The sequence below is a fragment of the Aliidongia dinghuensis genome, assembly GCF_014643535.1.
Taxonomy (GTDB): Bacteria; Pseudomonadota; Alphaproteobacteria; order ATCC43930; family CGMCC-115725; genus Aliidongia; species Aliidongia dinghuensis.
Genome location: NZ_BMJQ01000011.1, coordinates 228,914 through 243,647 on the forward strand (window position 1 = coordinate 228,914; position 14,734 = coordinate 243,647).

Genomic DNA, 14,734 nt, shown 5'->3' on the forward strand with positions numbered 1-14,734 from the left:
CCCGGCGCGGGCGACCGCAAGCGACCGCATGGCCGAGACGCGACGCTTGCGCCGGCCGCGCGGGCAGGGCACCTCTATCCCGATGAGCGACGACGCGGAGATCACATCGGCCGATGAATCGGCCACCCCGGCCGAGGTGGGGCGTTCGCGAGTCCGCCGTTCGTTCTGGTTGCATCTGCTGTTGTGGGGCGTCGAGTTCGTTGGGGGCCTCGTGGCGCTGGCGCTGCTCACCGTCGGCCTCCTGGCGCTCCGCCTGCAATGGGGCCCGCTTGAGCTCGGTTTCCTCAAGCCGGAGCTCGTCGCCTGGCTCAATACGCGGTCGGACCCGCTCGCGGTCGAGATCGACCGCACCTCGCTCGCCTGGAGCGCCGGCCGCTCGACCGCGGAATTGGTCGCGAGCGGCGTGCGTGTCACCGATCCGGCCGGCATCACCGTCGTGTCGCTGCCGAAGCTGTCTGTCACCGTGGCGCTCCGCGGGTTGTTGGCCGGCCGGGTCGAGCCGACGCGAATCGCGCTCATCGGGCCGGAGTTGAAGGTGCTGAGGACGCCGCAGGGGGCGATCGGCGTCGATCTCGGCCAGGGCACGCCGTCGGCGCCGGTCTCGGCCGCGGCGGCGCCGCCGCCCGAGTCGCTCATCACCCTGCTGCACGGCTTCGCCGACAAGCCGCAACCGAACGATCCGCTGCGCCTCTTGAACCAGCTCTCGATCCTGCAGGCCTCGGTCACGGTCGACGATCGAGAGAGCGACGTGGTCTGGCACATCACCGACGGTGAGCTCGACCTCACGCGCACGCCCGAGGGCCTGAGCGGCGAGACCTCCGCCTCGTTCGGCCTCGGGCAAGGCACGAGCAAGGCGGTCGGCCGTATTCATTACGACAACGCAACGGATGACGCGCGGTTCAGCATCTCGCTTGAGGGGCTGGACCCGGCCAAATGGGCGTCGGCCCTGCCGCCCGAACTCTCGATCGCCTCCGAGGTGCGCCTGCCGTTGTCGGGCTCGCTCGACGGCCGCGCGCAATTGTTCGCGGCCCGGCTGGGCGACGTGCATTTCCGGCTCGAGGGCGGTGCCGGTGCCGTGGTCGATCCGCAGCTGGCCGGCGGTCGGCTCGCGGTCAAGGCGCTTGCCGTCGAGGCGGACTACAACCCGAGCGCCCGTCGGCTGACGCTTGGCCGCCTGCATCTCGACATGGATGGGCCGATGCTCGACGCCCATGCCACGCTCGACGGCGTCCAGCCGGCGCTGGCCGAGCCGTCGGTCGACGATCTGCCGCTCGCCGGCGGCCTCACCATCACCGGCATGTCGATGGAGCGCCTCGCCCGGACCTGGCCCGAGGGCGTCGCCGAACATCCCCGGGAATGGATCGTCGCCAATCTCACGGGCGGCAAGGTCGACCGGCTGGACCTGACCGCGACCGCCGCGGTCGAGCGTTTCCCGTTGCGCCTCGGCCATCTCGCCTTCAAGGGCAAGATGGGCCTCTCCGGCTTCACGGTCGATTACCTGCACGGCCTGCCCAAGCTGCAGGGCGTCGACGCCCAGGTCGACTTCAGCCAGGACCAGATGGATTTCGCCGTGTCGTCCGGCGGCTTGCTTGGCTTGCACGTGCCCCAGGCGGCGATCCGCATCGACGGGTTCGATGCCGACGTGCAGCGCATGACGGTCGACGTCGGCATCCAGGGGCCGGTGCCGGACGTGCTGACCGTGCTCGACCAGAAGCCCTTGGGCTATGCCAAGAAGATCGGGCTCGAGCCGAAGCGGACCGCGGGCACGGCCGACGGCACGCTGCATCTGGCGCTGCCGCTGAAGCGCGATCTGGGCTTCGACGAGATCGACTATGCCGCCAAGGCGGAGCTCGCAGGGCTCGGCGTCAAGAACGCGGTGTTCAATCGCGACGTGACGGACGGGCGCTTCGCGCTCACGCTCGACAAGTCGGCGCTGGTGCTCGACGGCGCCGGCAAGCTCGACGGCGTGCCGGCCGAGGCGCGCTGGGTCGAGCGGCTGGGCGGCAATCTGCCGGCGCGCAGCCAGGTGACGGCCCGGGCACTCGTCGACGACCGGGCGCGCCAGCGCTTCGGCATCGATCCGGTGCCGGACATCCTGCATGGGCCGGCCGGGGTCAACGTCACCTACCAGGCGTTCGACGAGCATCGCGCGCGGGTCGACGCCACGCTCGATCTGACCCCGTCGCGCCTCACCATCGACACGGTCGACTGGACGAAGGCCGCGGGTGTCGCCGGCCGCGCCAGCGTCGGCTTCGACATGATCGACGGGACGATCGGCCGGCTCGATCCGCTCAAGGTCTCGGCCGGCGACCTCGATCTCGACGCGACACTGACGCTCGACGCCGGCCAGGTCCAGCGGGCCGACATCGCACATGTCAAGCTGGGCGGGACCGATGCGGCTGGCACGGTCGATCGCCAACCCGACGGCACCTGGAAGATCCAGGCTGCCGGCGGGGCCATCGATGTCGGGCCGCTCTTGAAGAAGCTCGGCGAGCCGACGCCGCCCGACACGCCCAAGGCCGACAAGCCCAAGACCGACGGGCCGACGCTCGCCATCGCCGCCACGACCGGGCGCCTTATCCTCGGATCGGGCCGCGAGATGCGGACGGTGCATTTCGACGGGCTGGTGGCGCACGACCGGCTCGAATACGGCAAGCTCGACGGCGAGCTCGGCGTGAAGGGGGCGGCCACCTTCCATCTCGACCGGCTCGAAGCCGGCGGCGGCTTCGCGCTCGACACCGACGATTTCGGCGCGTTGCTCAAGGTGTTCGACGTGTCGGACAACGTCGTCGGCGGCAAATTCCAGATGAAGGGCCAGGCGGTCGCCGACGGCGACTTCAGGCGCTATTCCGGCAAGGCAGAGGCCAACGACTATCGTGTGATCCGCGCGCCGTTCATGGCGCGCATGCTGTCGATCGCGAGCCTGACCTCGATCGCGAGCCTGCTGTCGGGCGACGGGCTGCCGTTCTCGATCCTCAAGACGGACTTCACGCTCGAGAACGGCCGGCTCACCCTCAAGGACGGCCATGCGTCGGGCGGCGCGCTCGGCATCAATGCCGACGGCTGGATCGACCTCGACCATAGTCAGCTGGACCTCAGCGGCACCCTGGTGCCGGCCTATACACTGAACAGCCTGCTCAACAATATTCCGGTGCTGGGCGACCTCATCACCGGCGGCGAGGGCACCGGCCTGTTTGCCGCCAACTATCGCCTGTCGGGCTCGCTCGATGATCCGGGGATCAGCGTCAATCCGTTGAGCGCGCTCGCCCCCGGCTTCCTCAGGCGGCTATTCCTGTTCGACGCGCCCGGCCCCTCGACACCCGATCCGCGCAACGCGCCACCAGCGGAGCCGACGCCCCAGCCGTCCGACGCGAAGCCCTAGAGCCGGATCGAATTGAGTGGAATCGCATTGCGATCCACTCAATTCGTGAATCCGTCTCTAATCAAATGTTTAGAGTGCGATTCACGCATTGGCTGGTTCCAGCCAATGCGACCGCACTCTAGCCGACGACCAGGTCGACGCCGGCCCGCACGCAGGCCGCCGCCAGCGTCGCGGGCGGCGCCTCGTTGGCGACCAGATGGCGGATGTCCTCGAGCGGGGCGATGCGTGCCACGGCGCGGCGGCCGAACTTCGTCGCGTCGCCGACCGCGATCGTCCGGTCGGCGCGGCGCAGCGCCGCGCGCTTCACCGCGATCTTGTCGAGGTCGAAATCCATCGGCGCACCATCGGCGTCGAAGCCGGAGAGCCCCAGGACGGCGCAGTCGAAATGGATCTCGCCGATGGCGGCCACGGTCTCGGCACCGACGAGCGAGCCGTCGGGGCCGCGCGACGTGCCGCCGAACACATGCAGCTCGATGTCGCCGTGGCCGGCGAGGATCATGGCCGTGGCGAGGCTCGTCGTGAACGCGCGGCAGCGGGCGCCGCGGTTGCGCAGCTCCCGCGCCACCGCCTCGACCGTCGTGCCGACGTCGAGGAAGACCGAAGCGCCGTCGGGCACCAGGGCGGCCGCCGCCTTGCCGATCCTGACCTTGCCCTCGGCTGCCCGGTTGTGCTTCTCGGCATATCCCAGCCGCACCGTCGTGTCGGTCGCCCCGGCGCCGCCGTGGAAGCGCTGCAAGAGGCGCGTCTTGTCGAGCTGGATGATGTCGCGGCGAATCGACTGGGTCGACACCGAGAAATGCTGCGCCAGCGCCTCGATCGTGGCGAAGCCCTTCTCGCCGACGATCTCCACGATCTCGCGCTGGCGCGGGGTGATCTCGTCGGCCATGCCGTTCGTGGTGGTCATGCGTCGATCCTCTCGTGTAAGTTAACTTACATACGCGCCCCGTTCGCGGGCGGCAAGACCAAAGGATCTCGAGAAATGACCAGTCCGATGATGTGGCACCCGGCCACACAGGTGCTGACCAAGGATGACCAGGCATTCGACCCTGCAACGCTTTCCTGGGCCGTCCAGAGCGTCGGGCCCGAGGCCGGCGAGCCGGTGACGCCGGGCGAAGCGTTGCGGCGGCTTGCGGAAACGCATCGGCTCCGCCGCGTACCGATCGGCATCATCGGGCCGCGCGAGGCGACGGCGGAGCAGTGCCGGATCGCCGAAGCGATGGGGCTCGAACTGGCGCGGCACGGGCTGCAGATGCTGTGCGGCGGCAAGTCAGGCGTGATGGAGGCCGCGTGCCGCGGCCACGCGCGCGGCGGCGGGCTGCCGATCGGCCTGCTGCCCGACGAGGAATGGCACGCGGCCAATCCCCATGTCGCCATCCCGATCGCGACCGGCATCGGCCCAGCACGCAATGCCATCATCGCGCGGGCGTGTCTGGTGCTGGTCGCGATCGGCGGCGGTGTCGGGACGCTCTCGGAAATGGCGCTGGGCCTGCAATTCAGCCGCCTGGTGCTGGCGCTGGCCGATGCGCCGCACATCGACGGCGTGGCTCGGCTCGCAAGCGTGGACGAGGTGCTTGAGCGGATCGCCGGGCGAATCTTGTCGGCTGTGTAAATTTTCTTCCATTCGTCATAAATTCATCATCCCGCTTCGCTATATGTAGCCGGCGCCCATGACGGCGTGCCATGCCTTGGAGCCGCCATCTTGCGGATCGTCGCGATTGCATATTTGACCTTCCTGGCGGCGCCAGTGCTGCTGCTGGCGCTCGGCGCGTTCGGCGAGAGCTGGAGCAACACGCTCTTGCCGAGCGGCTTCACCGGCCGCTGGTTCGCGCAGGTCGCGGGCGACCCGAGCTTCCGCCGCGCTTTTGCGACCAGCCTTGAGATCGTCGGCTCGACCTGCGTGCTCAACCTGCTGATCGGCCTGCCGCTCGCCTATGCGATCCAGGCCGGCGCCCGCGGCGGCGTCCGGGTCGCCGCCCGGCTGGTGACGCTGCTGCCGGTCGCCGTGCCCGAGCTGGTGCTGGCGTTCGGCTTCATCGTGGTCTTCTCGTCGGACGCGCTGCCCTGGCTCGGCAGCTTCTGGCTCCTGGCCGCGGGCCATCTCGTCATGACGCTGCCCTACACGGTGACAGCGCTCACGGCGGACATGGACCAGCTGCGCCTCGACGAATTCGAGCACGCCGCCGCGACGCTCGGCGCTTCGTTCGCCGCACGCATCCGCGACATCACCGTGCCGCTGCTCGGCCCGAGCCTGCTGTCCTCGACACTCACCGTCGCGGCGCTGTCGATCGGCGAGTTCCAGCTGTCGAACCTCGTTTCGGGCTTCCTCAGCCGGACCTATCCGGTCGTGCTGCTGCAGGCCTTCTATGGCGCTACCGGCTTTGCCTGTGCCGCGACCATTGTGCTCCTCGCCCTCGCGGTCACGGCCTCGCTCGCGAGCAGCCTCACGGCCCGGCTCGCGGGCGCCAACCGCAGAAAGACTGCTGCATGAGCCTCACTTACAAGAGCGTCAGCTATACCTATCCGGGGGCTGGAGCCGGTGTGTTCGACATCTCGCTCGAGATCGGCCGAGGCGAACTGCTCGCCATCATCGGCGCGTCGGGTTCCGGCAAGTCGACCATCCTCAAGCTCTTGGCCGGCTTCGTCATGCCTGACGCCGGACAGGTGCTGATCGACGGCCGGGACGTGAGCCGGCTTTCGCCAGAGGCGCGTCACCTCGGCGTCGTGTTCCAGTCCTACGCGCTCTTTCCGCATATGCGCCTCTGGGAGAACGTCGCCTACCCCTTGAAGATCCGCGGAACTGCGAAGCGCGAGCGGCGTGCCCGCGCGAACGAGATGCTCGAGCGGGTCGGCATGGGGGCAAGGGCCGAGGATTTCCCGTCAGCGCTCTCCGGCGGCCAGCAGCAGCGCGTAGCGCTGGCGCGCGCGCTCGTGTTCGAGCCGAGCGGCCTCTTGCTCGACGAGCCGCTATCGGCGCTCGACGCAGGCCTGCGCGTCGAGATGCGCGACGAGATCCTGCGCGTGCAGCGCTCGGCCGGGATCGCGACCCTGCTTGTGACTCACGACCAGGAAGAGGCGCTGTCGATCGCCGACAAGGTTGCGGTGATGCGCGACGGCCGCCTCGTCCAGGTCGGCACGCCCCAAGCCCTCTACGAGACGCCGGTCAGCGCTGCGGTCGCGGCCTTCGTCGGCCAGTCGAACCTCTGGCCGAGCAAGGTCGCGGGTGCAGGCCTCGTCGAGACCGCGTTTGGGCCACTCGCCTGCGACACCGGCACTCGCTCGGCAGGTGAGGCGGTCACCGTGTTCGTCCGCCCGGAACGGATCGCGCCGCTGCCATCCGGTGAGGCAGACGGCCCCGGCCGCTTCGCTGGCACCGTTGCCGCCGATCGCTACCTGGGCCCGATCCGCCGCATCGACCTCGCGGTTGCAGGCGGGCTCATCCGCCTCGAGACCCATCAGCGGGAGCCCGTGACGGCGGTCGCGATCCCGCCAGACGCCATTCGCCTGCTGCCTGCCCATTGAACCGATCGAGTCCGGAGGACCAAGTCCATGAACCGACGCCATTTCCTGTCCTGCGCCACGGCTGTGGCCGCACTCGCCGCGTCCGGCACCGCCTTCGCCTTCGACGGCGCGGAGCTCTACCCCGGTGAGCAGGTGCTTTACGACGCGGCCAAGAAGGAAGGCCTCGTCGTCTCGTTCGACACGGGCCCGACCTGGGCCAACTGGGCGGCCGAGTTCAAGGCGTTCCAGGCGCGCTATCCGGGCGTCGAGATGGTCTATAACGACCTGGGCTCGGCCGCGACGGTCGTGGCACTCGACAAGTCGCGCAACCGGCCGCAGGCCGACACGGCCTATTATTTCGCGTCGTCAGCGCTCGACGCGGTCAAGGCCGGCGTCGTCAGCGACTTCAAGCCGGTCAATTTCGAGCGCCTGCCGGAGACGCTGCGCCATCCGGCCGGGCAATGGTTCACCGTGCATACGCTGAATGTCGCCTTCCTGGTCAACAAGAAGCTGGTCAAGACCATGCCGGAGAGCTGGGCCGACCTGCTGAAGCCGGAATACAAGAACGCCATCGTCTATCAGGACCCGCGCTCGACCGGCCAGGGCCAGGTCATCGCGTTTGCGGCTGCCTTCGGCAACGGCGGCAGCATGGACGACGTGGCGCCAGGCATCGACTATCTGGGCAAGCTCACCAAGGCCGGCAACGTGCTGCGCACCGTCGGCACCACGCCCTACGCCCAGTTCCTCAAGGGCGAGATCCCGATCTGGATCGGCTATGAGAACGACGGGTTGAAGGCGAAGTTCGTCGACGGCATGGGCGACGACGTGGCGCTCGCCATTCCCAGGGAGGGCTCGGCTGCCGCCCCCTATGCGGTCTCGCTGGTCAAGAACGGGCCGAACCCGAATGCCGGCAAGCTCTGGCTCAATTTCATCATGACCGATGCTGGACAGAAGATCTTCGCTGAAGGCTACGTGCGGCCGTCGGTGCCGGGCGTTGCCCTGCCGGCCGCGGTCGCCGACAAGATGCCGGCCGCACCGCAGATCCATCCGATCGACATCGCCAAGGCGACGGCCAAGAAGGCCGAGATCGACGCCGGCTGGGCCAAGGCGGTGCTGGGCCAGTGAAGACCGCGCGCACCTCCAGCCGCACGCTCGCCGTCCTGGCCATGCCGGGCGCCCTCGTGCTGGCGCTGTTCTTCGTCCTACCGGTCGGGGCCGTGCTGGTCGGCGCCTTCACGGACGGCGGCAGCGCCTTCGGCCGGCTCGTCGCCGATCCGGTGTTCTGGAACGGGTTGCGCGGCACGCTCGTGCTCGGCACGGCGGCGCCGCTCTTCTCGCTCGCGGTCGGGTTCTCAGTGGCACTGACGCTCGCCCGCCTGGCGCCGGGCGTGCGGACGGCGGCACTCGTCGCCATCTCGCTGCCGCTCACCTTCTCCGGCCTGATCGTCGCCTACGGCTTCATCCTGCTCCTCGGCCGCGCCGGCTTCGTGACGCTGTTGCTGGCAAAGCTCGGCTTCGACCCGGCGGTCGTGGGTGGGTTCATCTATTCGCCGCTCGGGCTCGGTCTTGCCTATTCCTACTACCTGGTGCCGCGGGTGGTGCTGATCGTCTTGCCGGCGATCGGCAATTTCGACCTGAGCCAGCTCCGGGCGGCCCGCTCGCTCGGCGCAGGGGCCTTCCGCTCGGTCGTCGAGATCATGCTGCCGCAGATCCTGCCGAGCCTGGTCGCCGCCTTCTGCCTGACGTCGGCCGTGGCGGTCGGCGCCTACGGCACGGCCTTGGCTTTGGTCGGGACCCAGGTGAATATCCTGCCGCTGGTGCTCTATAGCAAAGTGTCGGAAACGGGCACGGATCTGCCGGCTGCTTCGGCCGCCTCGCTGGTCCTGGTCGCGATCTGCGCGCTTGTCGTCTCGCTGGGCGAGATGGTCCGGCCGAACCGGAGATGAGGCAGGAGAGGGCTTGATGACGTCAGAGGCAGTTGCGGTCGGCCATGTCGACAATGACGACGTGCGGGTCACCGAATGGCGCTTTGCCCCGGGTGCGGCGACCGGCCAGCACCGCCATGACTACGACTATGTGGTGGTGCCGCTGACAGGCGGGCTGCTGAAGGCGATCGCGGCCGCCGGCGAGACCGTGGCCGAGCTGGTGCCGGGCAAGGCCTATTTCCGCAAGGCCGGCGTCGAGCACAATGTGGTGAATGCTGGCAGCGAACCCTTCGCCTTCGTCGAGATCGAGCTCAAGCACCGGCCCGGCTGAGGCGGATTTCCTAGCGCCGGGTGCCGACGAGCGAGGCGGTCGAGAAATCGGTGTCGCTGGTGTCGGCGCCGATCATGTTGGCTCCGTCGAACCGGGCGCCCTTGACGTTGCAATTGACGAGCCGTGCGCCCAGCAGGTTGGCCGGCCATTTGCGGCCAGTCGGCTTGCGTTCGTGGTTGAGGATGTCGGCCTCGGTGAAGTCGGCATCGCTCAGGTTCGAGCCCTCGAGCACCGCGTTCTTGAAGCAGGTGCCGCGCAGCTGCGCGCCGGTCATGTCGCAGTTGGCGAGATGGGCGTCCGTGAAGTCGCACAGCAGGAAGTTGCCGCCGCGCATGTTGACGCCGTCGAGGTTGGCCCCCTTGAACACGGCGGCCGACAGGTCGAGGTTGGCCAGCACGAAGCCGCGCAGGTCCTGGTCGGTGAAGTTCGCCTGGCTGCCCTTGGCGCCGAAGGTCTGTGCCCAGGTGCAATGGCGCGCGATCGCGAGGCGCAAGTCCGGGTCGAGCCGCTTTTGCGCGCCGCCCTCGGCATCGAGCCCCATGGAAAGCTCGGTATTGGCGCCCTCGAGCGAGCAGTTGGTGAGATCGGCCGCGGTGAGACAGGCGGCGCGCAGGTCGGCGCCGGCGAGATTGGCGCCGCTGAGGTCCGCACCCGTCAGGTCGGCGCCGCGCAGGTTGGCGCGCGACAGGTCGACGCCGCGCAGGATGGCGCCGGCGAGCAGCGCGCCCTTGAACGCGGCCCCGTCGCCGACCGCGTTCGACAGGTCGGCGTTGGTCAAATCGGCTCCGGTGCGGCGACCCAGCTGCTCGGCCATCTTGCGGTCGCCCGGCCGGGCGTCGAACAGAAGGCCGCCGGTCAAGTCGGCACCGGTGAAATCGGCTTCGGCCAGCATGGCGTTCTTGAAATTGGCGCCGCGCAGGTCGGCCTTCTTGAAATTGGCGCGGAACAGCGTGGCGCTGTCGAAGCTCGCCGCGAACAGGTCGGCACTCTCGAAATCGCCGCTGCTGATGTCGGCATAGTCGAAGCGCGCGCCGGGCAGGCGGGCCCGGGTCAACGTGCAGCCGGTAAAGCTGACGCCGGCGAAATCGGCCCACGGCTTGTCGAGCCGTGTGCCGCCGCGGGCGCGCAGCCAGAGCATGTGGGCCTTGAGCGCTTCGAGAAGATCCTGGGACATGAGCCTTGGACGAGCCGCCGATCAATGTTCTGCGATCAATTTTCCGCCCCGGGCTTCAGTCCCGGAGGTCTCACCGCGGGCGTGCCATGGCCCGCGGTATCAAATTACGTGCGGCAGCGAGTCTGTCCCGAACATCCTTCAAAATTTATGAATAAGCGACTGTCACACAAGCGGCGGTCACACCGGCACGATCAGCGCGTGCCGCTTCTTGCCGGCGGTGAGCTTGATCACGCCTTCGGCATTGACGTCGTCGGGGCCGGCGTTCTGGCGCTCGTCGGTGATGGCGACGTCGTTCATCCGGCCGCCGCCGCCCTTGATGAGCCGGCGCGCCTCGCCGTTGGAGCTGGCGAGGCCGGCGCGCACGAACAGCTCGACCACGCCGAGGCCACTTTCGAGCTCCGCGCGCGGCACCTCGACCCGGGCGAGCGCGTCGCCGGTCGAGCCTTCCTCGAACACGCGGCGCGCGGTCTCGGCCGCCGCCTCGGCCGCGGCGCGGCCGTGGGCAAGCGCCGTCACCTCGTTTGCCAGCACCTTCTTTGCTTCGTTGATGCCGGCGCCGTCCAGGCCGCCGAGCCGCCGGATCTCGTCGAGCGGCAGATCGGTGAACAGCTTGAGGAACTTGACGACGTCGTCATCCTCGGTGTTGCGCCAGTACTGCCAGAAGTCGTAGGGCGGCAGCTTGTCGGCATTGAGCCAGACGGCGCCGGCGGCGGTCTTGCCCATCTTGGCGCCGGACGACGTGGTGAGCAGCGGCGAGGTGAAGCCGAAGAGCTCCTTGCCCAGCACGCGCCGGCCGAGCTCGACGCCATTCACGATGTTGCCCCACTGGTCGGAGCCGCCCAGCTGCAGGCTGCAGCCGGTGCGGCGCGCCAGCTCGACGAAGTCGTAGGCCTGCAGGATCATGTAGTTGAATTCGAGGAACGACAGCGGCTGCTCGCGATCGAGTCGCAATTTGACGCTGTCGAAGCTCAGCATGCGGTTGACCGAGAAATGACGGCCGTAGTCGCGCAGGAACGGGATGTACTGCAGCCCGTCGAGCCAGTCGGCGTTGTTGAGCATGATCGCATCGGTCGGCCCGTCGCCGAACGTGAGGTACTGGCTGAACACCTTCCTGATGCCGGCCATGTTGTGGGCGATCTGCTCGTCGGTCAGCAGCGACCGCGCCTCGTCCTTGCCCGACGGGTCGCCGATCCGCGTGGTGCCGGCGCCCATCAGCACGATCGGCTTGTGGCCGGTCTGCTGCATCCGCCGTAGAGTCATGATCTGCAGGAGGCTGCCGACGTGCAGGCTGTCCGCCGTGCAGTCGAAGCCGATATAGCCGGTGACGATCCCAGCGCAGGCAGCCTTGTCCAGTGCTTCCAGATCGGTGCACTGGTGGAAATGGCCGCGGTCGACGAGAGTCTTCAGAAGCTGCGATTGAGGCTCGGTCATGATCGTCCGGTTCGTGAAGGGCCGGGCTAGGGGCGCCGGTTGAGCGGGTAACGGGATTTGGTGGGTCAGGGGTTTAGCATGGGCCTTCGGGCTTTCGGAAGGGTGGGGCGATGAGCGGGCACGGCATGCGGGCTATCGGTTTGATGAGCGGCACCTCGCTCGACGGTATCGACGCGGCGCTGATCGAGACCGACGGCATCGACCGGGTGCATCCCGGCCCGTCGCTGACCGTGCCCTATCCGGCCGAGTTCCGCGACGCGTTGCGCGGCATCCTGGGTGCCACCGAGGCGACGGAGACGGTGCGCGCGGTCGAGCGGCGCCTGACCGAGCTCCATGCCGAGGCGGTCGCCGAGCTGCGCCGGCGCCACGACCTCGCCCATGTCGACGTGATCGGCTTCCACGGCCACACGATCCTGCACCGGCCGGACCAGCACCGGACCTGGCAGATCGGCGACGGCGCGCTCTTGGCACGGCTCGCGGGCGTGCCGGTCGTGTCCGACTTCCGCTCGGCCGACGTCGCGGCGGGCGGCGAGGGCGCGCCGCTGGTGCCGGTCTATCACCGGGCGCTGGTGGCAAGCCTGCCGAAGCCGCTCGCCGTCCTCAACATCGGCGGTGTCGCCAACCTCACCTGGATCGGGCGCGGGGCGGAGGATCTCATCGCCTTCGACACGGGGCCCGGCAACGCGCTCATCGACGACTGGATGCGCGCCAAGACGGGGGCTGCATTCGACGCCGGCGGCGAGACCGCGACGAGCGGCCGGATCGACGACGAATTCGTCGCCCGCTTCCTCACCCACGATTTCTTCTCGCGCCGGCCGCCAAAGTCGCTCGACCGGGACGATTTCGCCCGCTTCCGGCCCGATCATCTCGACCCGGCCGACGGCGCCGCGACACTCGCCGCTTGCACGGTCGCGGCCGTGCTGGCCGGGCGCCGCTTCCTGCCGGCAGCCCCGCTGCGCTGGCTCGTCACCGGCGGCGGCCGGCACAATCGTGCCGTGATGAAGGGGCTCGCCGCCGGCTTCAACGTGCCGGTCGAGCCGGTCGACATGCTGGGCTGGAACGGCGACGCGCTCGAGGCGCATGCGTTCGGCTATCTGGCCGTGCGCAGCCTCGCGGGGCTGCCCCTGAGCTTCCCGGGCACGACGCGCGTGCCGCGGCCGCAGGCCGGCGGACGGCTCGACCGTCCGCCGGTGTTCTGATCAAGGACGGGTTCTGATCGAGGACGGGTTCTGATCGAGGACGGCAGTGCCGCTCAGCGCTTCGGCTGCGGGATCAGCGTCTCTTCCAGGTGGGTGTCCAGGTAGTCGGAGACTGCGGCCTCCAGCTCCTCCATCTGGTCGTTGAAGAAGTGGGTGGCGCCCTTGATGATGCGATAGTCGATCTTGATGTCGCGCTGGTGCGACAGCTTGTTGACGAGCTTCTGCACGGATTCGACCGGCACCAGATCGTCCTTCTCGCCGTGGATGATCAGGCCTGAGGAGGGACAGGGTGCCAGGAACGAGAAGTCGAACGTGCTGGCCGGCGGTGCGATCGAGATGAAGCTGTCGATCTCCGGCCGGCGCATCAGCAGCTGCATGCCGATCCAGGCGCCGAACGAGAAGCCGCCGATCCAGCAGCCGGCCGCATTCGGATTGTAGGTCTGCAGCCAGTCGAGCGCGGACGCGGCATCCGAGAGCTCGCCCTCGCCCCGGTCGAAGCTGCCCTGGCTGCGGCCGACGCCGCGGAAATTGAAGCGCAGCGTGGAGAAGCCACGCTTGGTGAAGGCACGGAACAGCGCATAGACGATCCTGTTGTTCATCGTGCCGCCATGCTGCGGATGGGGGTGCAGCAGGAGCGCGATCGGCGCGTTCGTTTCCTTCGAATGCTGGTAACGGCCCTCGATCCGCCCTTCCGGGCCGTTGATTATAACCTCAGGCATGCTGGCAAAATCCTCCGGCAGTCACGCCCACAATCCTGAAAAGCTGAAATTCCTACCCCTGCGGGACAGCGGGCGCGCCGGTGTAGCACGCATCCACCACCCCCGGGGCTGCCAATCTTGATGGGGTCGGTCCGATAAACTATATGGAGTGACAGGGTAGGGACGCTGCCGCAAGCGTGAAGGTGTTCCCGCGGCGAATGGCTGCTGCGATCAATTGCGTTCACGAGCCTATCATGGCGGACCTATCATGGCGGGATCCCATGTTTCTTGAACATCTGCGCGACGACATTCGAGCCGTGATGGTGCGTGATCCCGCGGCCCGTTCCTTCTGGGAAGTGGCGCTGTGCTATCCCGGCATCCAGGCCGTGACCGCCCATCGGGTGGCCAACTGGCTGTGGCGGCATGACCGCAAGCTGCTGGCGCGGTGGCTGAGCCAGATCGCGCGCACGCTGACCGGCATCGAGATCCATCCCTCGGCAAAGATCGGCCGCCGGCTGTTCATCGATCATGGCATGGGCGTTGTGATCGGCGCCACGGCCGAGGTCGGCGACGACGTGACCCTCTATCAGGGCGTCACGCTCGGCGGCACCAAGCTCCACAAGGGCAAGCGCCATCCGACGCTCGGCGACAATGTCATCGTCGGCTCGGGTGCCCAGGTGCTGGGCGGCTTCACCGTCGGCGACGGCGCCCGGATCGGCGCCAATGCGGTCGTGGTGGCGCCGGTCGAGGCGCATACCACGGTGGTCGGCATTCCGGCGAAGCCGGTGTCGCGCGGCGCCGGCCGCGACATTCATTGCGACGACAGTTTCGTGCCCTACGGCACGCCGTGCGAAGACCTGCCCGATCCGGTCGCCCGCGCGCTCAAGGGCTTGCTCGACGAGGTCGCGACGCTCCGTGCCCGCGTCAACCAGCTCGAGGCGCGTGAGGCGCGCGTGGCCTTCAAGGAGCCGGCACCGGAACTGGCCGAACCCGAACTGGCCGAAACGGCGCCGCGCCGTCGCAATTGATGGTGCAACTTCGTTATCGTCATTCCCGCGCAGGCGGGAATCCAGCAAGAGCCGCGTCCGCGGCGACG

The 14,734-nt window shown here is 68.5% G+C and carries 13 protein-coding genes; 9 read left to right on the forward strand and 4 right to left on the reverse strand.

Annotated features, from left to right (window positions below; genetic code table 11):
* Window positions 1-82: 82 nt before the first annotated feature.
* Window positions 83-3,382 (forward strand): DUF3971 domain-containing protein, encoded by a 3,300-nt coding sequence (locus IEY58_RS21315; protein WP_189049519.1) that lies wholly within the window; start codon window positions 83-85, stop codon window positions 3,380-3,382.
* A 118-nt stretch (window positions 3,383-3,500) separates the two neighbouring features.
* Here the strand turns inward: IEY58_RS21315 and IEY58_RS21320 are convergent, their stop codons facing one another.
* Complete coding sequence (locus IEY58_RS21320) at window positions 3,501-4,286, reverse strand: DeoR/GlpR family DNA-binding transcription regulator (protein WP_189049521.1); 786 nt, start codon at window positions 4,284-4,286, stop codon at window positions 3,501-3,503.
* 75 nt (window positions 4,287-4,361) lie between these two features.
* On the opposite strand from IEY58_RS21320, the gene IEY58_RS21325 reads away from it, so the two are divergent.
* The 6 genes from IEY58_RS21325 to IEY58_RS21350 all read left to right on the forward strand — a co-directional run bounded on the left by IEY58_RS21325 (window position 4,362) and on the right by IEY58_RS21350 (window position 9,136).
* On the forward strand, window positions 4,362-4,991 hold the full coding sequence (locus IEY58_RS21325) for a TIGR00725 family protein (protein WP_229743856.1): 630 nt from the start codon (window positions 4,362-4,364) through the stop codon (window positions 4,989-4,991).
* Between the two features lie 90 nt (window positions 4,992-5,081).
* Window positions 5,082-5,870: an ABC transporter permease gene (locus IEY58_RS21330; protein WP_189049523.1), complete on the forward strand. Its 789-nt coding sequence runs from the start codon at window positions 5,082-5,084 to the stop codon at window positions 5,868-5,870.
* Window positions 5,867-6,901, forward strand: a complete 1,035-nt coding sequence (locus tag IEY58_RS21335) for an ABC transporter ATP-binding protein (protein WP_189049525.1) — start codon at window positions 5,867-5,869, stop codon at window positions 6,899-6,901. Before IEY58_RS21330 ends, IEY58_RS21335 begins: the two co-directional genes overlap by 4 nt.
* A 27-nt stretch (window positions 6,902-6,928) precedes the next feature.
* Window positions 6,929-8,005 carry an extracellular solute-binding protein gene (locus IEY58_RS21340; RefSeq protein WP_189049527.1) on the forward strand — a complete coding sequence of 359 codons (1,077 nt, stop codon included), beginning with the start codon at window positions 6,929-6,931 and terminating at the stop codon, window positions 8,003-8,005.
* Window positions 8,002-8,826, forward strand: coding sequence for an ABC transporter permease (locus IEY58_RS21345; RefSeq protein ID WP_229743857.1), 825 nt, complete (start codon window positions 8,002-8,004; stop codon window positions 8,824-8,826). Before IEY58_RS21340 ends, IEY58_RS21345 begins: the two co-directional genes overlap by 4 nt.
* Window positions 8,827-8,842: 16 nt before the next feature.
* The gene (locus IEY58_RS21350) at window positions 8,843-9,136 is read left to right on the forward strand and encodes a cupin domain-containing protein (RefSeq protein ID WP_189049529.1); all 294 of its coding nucleotides are present in this window, start codon (window positions 8,843-8,845) and stop codon (window positions 9,134-9,136) included.
* A 10-nt stretch (window positions 9,137-9,146) separates the two neighbouring features.
* Here IEY58_RS21350 and IEY58_RS21355 read toward each other — a convergent pair whose 3' ends face one another.
* A complete protein-coding gene (locus tag IEY58_RS21355; RefSeq protein ID WP_189049531.1) occupies window positions 9,147-10,310 on the reverse strand; it encodes a pentapeptide repeat-containing protein in 1,164 nt (387 codons plus the stop codon).
* A 177-nt stretch (window positions 10,311-10,487) separates the two neighbouring features.
* Window positions 10,488-11,741 carry a tyrosine--tRNA ligase gene (tyrS, locus tag IEY58_RS21360; protein ID WP_189049533.1) on the reverse strand — a complete coding sequence of 418 codons (1,254 nt, stop codon included), beginning with the start codon at window positions 11,739-11,741 and terminating at the stop codon, window positions 10,488-10,490.
* A gap of 125 nt (window positions 11,742-11,866) precedes the next feature.
* On the opposite strand from tyrS, the gene IEY58_RS21365 reads away from it, so the two are divergent.
* Window positions 11,867-12,940: an anhydro-N-acetylmuramic acid kinase gene (locus IEY58_RS21365; RefSeq protein WP_189049535.1), complete on the forward strand. Its 1,074-nt coding sequence runs from the start codon at window positions 11,867-11,869 to the stop codon at window positions 12,938-12,940.
* 53 nt (window positions 12,941-12,993) lie between these two features.
* Here IEY58_RS21365 and IEY58_RS21370 read toward each other — a convergent pair whose 3' ends face one another.
* Window positions 12,994-13,659 carry an alpha/beta hydrolase gene (locus IEY58_RS21370; RefSeq protein WP_189049537.1) on the reverse strand — a complete coding sequence of 222 codons (666 nt, stop codon included), beginning with the start codon at window positions 13,657-13,659 and terminating at the stop codon, window positions 12,994-12,996.
* 233 nt (window positions 13,660-13,892) lie between these two features.
* Here IEY58_RS21370 and cysE point away from each other — a divergent pair, with 233 nt between their 5' ends.
* Complete coding sequence (gene cysE / locus IEY58_RS21375) at window positions 13,893-14,666, forward strand: serine O-acetyltransferase (protein WP_189049539.1); 774 nt, start codon at window positions 13,893-13,895, stop codon at window positions 14,664-14,666.
* Window positions 14,667-14,734: the final 68 nt, after the last annotated feature.